This is a genomic window from Streptomyces sp. NPDC033229 (assembly GCF_055576875.1).
The window spans coordinates 1-5,488 of record NZ_JBVIQR010000123.1; the positions used below are offsets into that span (position 1 = coordinate 1).

Genomic DNA, 5,488 nt, shown 5'->3' on the forward strand with positions numbered 1-5,488 from the left:
TTGCTGAGGTCCTTGTTCCCGCCCCTGTCGGAGGCACTTTCCAGGTGAAGCAGCCTATCGGGTCCTATCCCCATGTCCTTGTCCGGGATGACGGCGCCATCGAGTCCGTGAACGCGCCCGCATCCGCCGGACCGTTCGCGCCCGCGACCACTTCCCCTCGGAGAACGCTGCCCTGAAGTGCGTCTACCTCGCAGTGATGTCCCTCGACCCGACCGGCACCGGCCGGAAACGCCGGACCACCCGCTGGAAGCGAGCCCTCCAGGCATTCGACATCGCCTTCGACGGACACCTCACCAACAACCGCATCTGAGCCTACAAACCAACCCAGTCACACCAAAAACTTTACAGACCCGGGTGCTTCAGCCTGACCCAACAACCCCTTACGGGACAACCTGTAGTACTCCAGTTGTAGTTCGCTATTCCTGCTGGTCAGCGGTTGGTTTCTGAGCATACTCATCTGATGTGTCGTCATGTTGTCGAAGTTCGTGACCGGCGGCACGTGATCGCTGTTGTGCTGATCGTGCAGGATGATGTGCGGCCTGATGTGTGGGCTTCGGAGCTGGAGGAGGTGCCGCTGCGGGTGGGAGGGCCCTGACCCTTGATCCTGGACACACGAGACACTGGATCCTGTGGATCTGAGGACGGACATCTCGTGGTCATGAAGAACTATCCGCCGCAGTTCAAGGCGGACGCGGTCGCACTGTACGAGTCGCGGCCAGGGGCGACGATCCGGCAGATCGCCGCCGATCTGGGGATCAATCCCGAGACCCTGCGCAACTGGGTGCGGGCGGCCGGCGCGAGCCGGCCGCGGGGGCACCGTTCCCAAGCCCCCGAGGAGACACAGACGCCGTTCGAGGCAGAGAACGCCGCTCTTCGTCAAAAGATCCGCGAGCTCGAGGAGGAACGGGAGATCCTGCGGAAGGCGGCGAAGTATTTCGCCGGGGAGACGCGCTGGTGAACCGCTTCCAGTTCGTCGCCGACCACCAGCGCCGCCACGGCGTGAAGCGGCTGTGTCATATCCCGGGGATCTCTCGTTCCAGCTTCTACTACTGGCGTTCGGCAGCCGGTGACCGGGCCGCCCGGCAGGCGGCCCGGTGTGGTGGTGCGGTGCCTGCGGCGAAGCCGCACTCCGGCTGGACCGATGCTCCGCATGACGCGGGCGACCTGCTTGTGATTGACGCGTTCGCCCTGGTCACGGAGTTCAGCGGTGATCCTGGGAACCCCGTAGGTCCCTGCCGCGGCGAAGGCTCCCGACCTGCTCGGGCGTGACTTCACCGCTGCCGAAGTGAACACGAAGTACGTCGGCGACATCACCTACCTGCCCATCGACGGCGGGAAGTTCTGCTACCTCGCGACCGTGATCGACCTCGCCTCACGCCGCCTGGCCGGCCGGGCGATCGCCGACCACATGAGAGCCGAACTCGTCACCGACGCCCTCGCCGCCGCCTGGCGGACCCGCGGCAGCCTCGCCGGAGCGATCATGCACACCGACCACGGCGCCCAGTACACGAGCATGTCCTTTGCTGAAGTCTGCAGGTCAGCAAGGGGTGAGGCAGAGCATGGGCGCGATCGGGTCCAGCGCTGACAATGCGCTCGCGGAGTCCTTCAACGCGACCTTCGAACGAGAGACGCTCCAAGGCCACAAGAGCCGGCCCAGCGAGCGCGAGGCCCGCCTCGACGCTCTTCGATGGCTCAACCGGTACAACACCCGCCGCCGGCACCCCCGCCTCGGACAACGCAGCCCCATCGCCTACGAAACCGCCACCACAACAACATCAACCACGCTGGCCGAAGCCGCATAACCCGTATCCAGGATTCGGGGTCAAGGCCCGGCCTCCTTCACTCACGCCGCTGGCCGCCGCGGGCGGGCACGGCCATCTCGATCGCGTCGGTGACCAGCGAGGTGCGCATGTGGTCCGCGGTCGACCAGCCCACTACCCGCCGCGAGTAGATGTCGGTCACCGTGGCGAGATACAGGTGCCGACAGCTTTGCAAGTGATGTCGCCGCAGCACGTGGTCAGAGCTGATTCATAGTCCCGGTGGTTGAGTGACGGCGCAGGTCAGGGCACGTCCACGAGGTCGAGGGGGCGGGTGAAGGGCTCATAAGAGAAGCGGAACCCAGCTGCGATAGCCCGACGAACTCCTCATCGCCGACAGGAAACGTCACGCAGATGCCGCATGGGCCCGCTCAGCCGACAGCCTCGCCCACGACACCCGCCGCTTGCTCCACCGACGCCAGCGCCAACCTACCCCACATCACCCACGGCAACTTCTACACCGGCCAGACTCTCCAATAGGCAACCCAACATTTCCGCCTCAATACCTGCCGTTCATAATAGGAATATACATACACTCAATGTTTTTGAGTCCTGATGTATAGTAGGCGCGGCTTACACCGGCAAGCGACAGCTTCTTTACGCACTTATCACAAGGGCGAGCAAGCATAGGCGCACCAGAGGTGCTTACGCGGGCAACGTAGATAGCCGCGCCAACGGAAACCCGTCTCCGACGCAGCGCAGCCTCCTCTGCGTGAAATGTGCTATTTTCGAAATCAATCGACGGTGAATTTCGGAACCGATTTGGTGCGGCTGCCATGACACGCCTTCCCGCCACCAGGACCGCTCCCACTCGATGCCTACACTGCGACTGCAGCGCCTGCCGAACTGCCAGATCAATGAATCCCACGTGGGAGAGGAGGGAATCGAACCCGCCACCGCGTCAGAGCTCAAGAAGTAACGCAGCATTGCCAACCGTAATCTCACCCCGAGATGGAAATTAGGCTCTCTCAACTCATCCGCCGCGCGCGGATCAGCTTGTTAAGAAGTTCCATTTCCTTGTACTGTCGGCCACATTCTGAACAAATATGAATATGATTCTCCAGTTCCCGTTCGACCTCATTATTCAAACATCCTCGCAAGAGGGCGGCAAATTTCGGAATCAGATCTTTGCATTCCTCTCCGTGTCCGCCAGCATGGGCGGTTAGGTAAGCCTGTCGGAGACCTTCCCTAGCGCGATACGCAAGAGCCGACACACTGTTTGGGGAAATTCCAAATTTAGAAGATAAGGCTGCAGGATCTAAGCCTTGAATAATCGTGCATTTCAATACTTCTCGCCATCGACTCGGTAATGAATCAAGCGCGGTATGCGCCATTGAGCGTTCAATAGATTTCATAAATTCACTGCTAACGCATTCCACGGTCTCACGTTCATGCATCCCGACATCCGGCATCGGAATATATCGGCGTGTACTCCTAGCCCATTCCCATGAGACGCGTTTTAACACGGTAAGAAGATAGGATTTAAATGACGAGCTAGGGCCCTTGCCTGCCCTTATTGACTGAAACACCCGAGCAAATGCCTCGGAAACTAAATCCTCTGCAAGGTGCGGGTCAGTTGTGCAAGTGGCGGCGAGGCCGAAGGCAGGCCGCCGGTACCTAACGAAAAGTTCAGCAAACGCCTGAGAGTCACCACCTCTCGCGGAATCTACTAGTTCCTGGTCGCTACTCAGGAGCCCGGCATCGTGATCCGGTACCCGTGAATATTCCCCGGGCTTATAAACGTCAACCGATCTCAAATAGACCACCTCTCCTATCGCGTCAAAGGCAACCTAGTGCTGGAAATTAAAATACAGCGGAATGTGCCCTGCTTCAATACACTCATCATCGGCTAGCTGTAGTCGTTGAGGAATACCGAGTGGTGAAGTGGTCAAGCCGCGATGGTGGGCTGATGATTTTTAGACGCTTGCGCTGCCACGGCAAGTCGGGTTTGGGCAATTACGACTTGGGTGCTAGCTGGGCATCGATAATCACCCTTCGTAGTCGCCCTACTGCGGGTCAGTATTCCCTCTGGAGCCAAAGAGGCTCTCGTTCCCCCGTCTGGGGACGTGACCGACTCCAGTGCAAGGATCGGCTCCAATTGCTGCACAATTCGGCATACTGTCGCTGGCGAAATTCCAAATAAGGTCGAGATCTGCCGCATTGCAAGGTTTGTCCGGTAATACATAGACACGAGCACCAACCGTTCGCGTAACGGCAGGCACCATGGCCGCCCTACGACCCGAGGACTGCTTATTACCTTCTTCTGTACGCTACGCACCAACCGATCAAAGTCGTCGGGCTTCAGTCCTGTGAAGTCCTGAATCCATTCCGGGTGAACTCTCAACGCCTCGGCTACGCAAGAAAAATGCATGGCTGTAGACTTCTGTAACATGCTTTACTTCCTCCTGAAGTCGCACGGTAGTAATAGTGAGGGGGTCGGGAAATCTTAGCTGGAGAAATGGAACTTGCATATGAGAAAAAACGAATTACGTTACAGGTATTTCGCCGTGCTGCCCACACCATGTCCCACTCGGAGCGCTGCGACCTTTCAAACGCTCCCTGTGGGATTGTACCGTGAAGTATAGACCGGACCGACTTGTCGGCTCGCGGAGATGGAATTTACATACCGGCGAAGATTGATGCGGCAGCTTACAACCCCTGCCGCCCCTATCGTGCAAGCCAGCCCGTGTTCCCGTATACGCCGAAAGGCGGCGGCCCACTCATACATTACTTCCTACCTCTCGGCGCCCCATCCAGAGGCCAGGGACATGTAACGAGTGGGCAAGTAGCGGCTTGGGGAAGGTAAAGTTTCTGTGGAGCAATAGATCACTGATGATAGCCATGCGCTCTGGGAAAGTCAGGTGGCGGCCATACTGGATGGCGTGCGAATGGGTGATGTTTGCCGCGCCATCGCAGGATTTACTGGTGACTCTGGCGATCAGGCGGTCAGGTGTGATTAGTCGTGGTGACGTGTCGAGGCTACGAATATTTCTCGAAAACGTTACTGTTGATTCCTTCAGCCTTGGATGCCCTTGGACGACATAGCTTCATCGGTGTTCTTTCCAGCTACTTACAGATTCCTCGAGGTGTTCAGGCAGTGTCAGATGGCCAGCTCCGCCTCCAACTGGACGAACCGCTCCTGGCTCAGCCTCGCAAGCGACGCCGGCCCCTGCGACCTCAGAGCCCACGGACCACCCTCATCCCACGTCCACCGCCACCGCTGCACCGAACGGACCCTCACCCTCAGGTCCTTGGCCATCACCGAACTCGACTCGCCCAGAGCGGACCTCTCGGCCGCCATGAGGCGTAACTCCTCACGGAAATACTGCCGTTCGGCTGTCAGCCCGCCCCCTTGTGGATACCGCATCCCACCGCGATACCCCAGCGGCCGACCAGCCGTCAGCCCCTACGACACCACGAGGACAATCTCAGTAGCAGGCTGTTGCGGGTCCAGAGGCAGAGTTGAGAAGCGAGGTTCCTGCGGGATTGGGGTGCCGTGAGTCCCATGTGGTCGGCGAGGTCGTGGGCGTGCATGGGTTGGTTGGCGTGCGTGAGCCTTTTCAGCTTTGCCTCTCAAGGGTGAGGATGGCTTTGGCTTTGTGATGATGGACGTGAGCCGGTTGGGGCTGGTCCGGGCTTTGCGGAGGACCCGCCAGGTTTTGATTCGGGCG

General features: G+C 59.3%; 6 protein-coding genes and 4 pseudogenes. 4 read left to right on the top strand and 6 right to left on the bottom strand.

Features of this window, described 5'->3' with window-relative positions:
* Positions 1–89: 89 nt before the first annotated feature.
* Positions 90–310 (top strand): annotated as a pseudogene (locus tag ACZ53N_RS36155) (transposase); the annotation flags it as partial.
* Positions 311–658: 348 nt separating this feature from the next.
* Positions 659–958: a transposase gene (locus ACZ53N_RS36160; RefSeq protein WP_469144974.1), complete on the top strand. Its 300-nt coding sequence runs from the start codon at positions 659–661 to the stop codon at positions 956–958.
* Positions 959–1,092: 134 nt separating this feature from the next.
* Here the strand turns inward: ACZ53N_RS36160 and ACZ53N_RS36165 are convergent.
* A pseudogene (locus tag ACZ53N_RS36165) lies at positions 1,093–1,233 on the bottom strand (IS3 family transposase); the annotation flags it as partial.
* Between the two features lie 52 nt (positions 1,234–1,285).
* Between ACZ53N_RS36165 and ACZ53N_RS36170 the strand changes: the two are divergent.
* Both ACZ53N_RS36170 and ACZ53N_RS36175 read left to right on the top strand, forming a co-directional pair.
* The gene (locus ACZ53N_RS36170; RefSeq protein WP_469144969.1) at positions 1,286–1,585 is read left to right on the top strand and encodes a DDE-type integrase/transposase/recombinase; all 300 of its coding nucleotides are present in this window, start codon (positions 1,286–1,288) and stop codon (positions 1,583–1,585) included.
* A complete protein-coding gene (locus ACZ53N_RS36175) occupies positions 1,560–1,802 on the top strand; it encodes an integrase core domain-containing protein (protein WP_469144970.1) in 243 nt (80 codons plus the stop codon). Before ACZ53N_RS36170 ends, ACZ53N_RS36175 begins: the two co-directional genes overlap by 26 nt.
* A gap of 55 nt (positions 1,803–1,857) precedes the next feature.
* Here ACZ53N_RS36175 and ACZ53N_RS36180 read toward each other — a convergent pair.
* The 5 genes and pseudogenes from ACZ53N_RS36180 to ACZ53N_RS36200 all read right to left on the bottom strand — a co-directional run.
* Positions 1,858–1,977 (bottom strand): annotated as a pseudogene (locus tag ACZ53N_RS36180) (DDE-type integrase/transposase/recombinase); the annotation flags it as partial.
* A 339-nt stretch (positions 1,978–2,316) separates the two neighbouring features.
* A complete protein-coding gene (locus ACZ53N_RS36185) occupies positions 2,317–2,685 on the bottom strand; it encodes a cytidine/deoxycytidylate deaminase family protein (protein ID WP_469144971.1) in 369 nt (122 codons plus the stop codon).
* A 100-nt stretch (positions 2,686–2,785) separates the two neighbouring features.
* Positions 2,786–3,583: an RNA polymerase sigma factor gene (locus ACZ53N_RS36190; protein WP_469144972.1), complete on the bottom strand. Its 798-nt coding sequence runs from the start codon at positions 3,581–3,583 to the stop codon at positions 2,786–2,788.
* Between the two features lie 122 nt (positions 3,584–3,705).
* Positions 3,706–4,209, bottom strand: coding sequence for a helix-turn-helix domain-containing protein (locus ACZ53N_RS36195; protein ID WP_469144973.1), 504 nt, complete (start codon positions 4,207–4,209; stop codon positions 3,706–3,708).
* A gap of 714 nt (positions 4,210–4,923) precedes the next feature.
* Positions 4,924–5,184 (bottom strand): annotated as a pseudogene (locus ACZ53N_RS36200) (IS630 family transposase); the annotation flags it as partial.
* Positions 5,185–5,488: the final 304 nt, after the last annotated feature.

Coding starts and splice junctions, on each gene's coding strand:
- ACZ53N_RS36195 (WP_469144973.1), bottom strand. CDS start 4,209: ATGTTACAGAAGTCTACAGCCATGCATTTTTCTTGCGTAGCCGAGGCG.
- ACZ53N_RS36175 (WP_469144970.1), top strand. CDS start 1,560: ATGGGCGCGATCGGGTCCAGCGCTGACAATGCGCTCGCGGAGTCCTTC.
- ACZ53N_RS36160 (WP_469144974.1), top strand. CDS start 659: ATGAAGAACTATCCGCCGCAGTTCAAGGCGGACGCGGTCGCACTGTAC.